The 397-nt window shown below is 69.8% G+C and carries 1 protein-coding gene; it reads left to right on the forward strand.

Translation table 11 applies throughout. The features are described 5' to 3' along the window. Positions 1 to 273: cation transporting ATPase C-terminal domain-containing protein (locus tag FLO80_RS24125; protein ID WP_149187166.1), on the forward strand; the 273-nt coding region annotated here is incomplete at its 5' end. Positions 274 to 397 lie beyond the last annotated feature (124 nt).

The raw sequence follows: 397 nt of genomic DNA on the forward strand, positions 1-397 counted from the left end.
GAGATGTTCTACCTGCTCAACAGCCGGCATATCTACGATTCGGTGCTCAGCCGCGAGGGCCTGTTCGGCAACCGCCAGGTCTTGCTGGCGATCGCCGCCTGCGTGGTGCTGCAACTGCTCTATACCTACGCGCCGCCGTTGCAGGCGCTGTTCGGCTCGGTCGGCCTGGCCCCGGGCGAGTGGGCGCGGGTGCAGCTGGCCGGGCTCGGCCTGTTCTGCGTCGCCGAACTGGAAAAGTGGCTATGTCGCCGGGTCCGTGCCCGGCAGGCCTGACGCCGAGAGGTCGCCCCCTTGGCCGCGGCGCTGTGCCTTTGCGCGTGCGCCGCGCACAGACGTCTGCGCCTCGGATCGCCCGGCCGAGAGCGGTCGCACGCGTGGCGATGGGCCGACAGTGAAA

Origin of the sequence: Aquicoccus porphyridii (assembly GCF_008369105.1) — a bacterium.
Taxonomy (GTDB): Bacteria; Pseudomonadota; Alphaproteobacteria; order Rhodobacterales; family Rhodobacteraceae; genus Aquicoccus; species Aquicoccus porphyridii.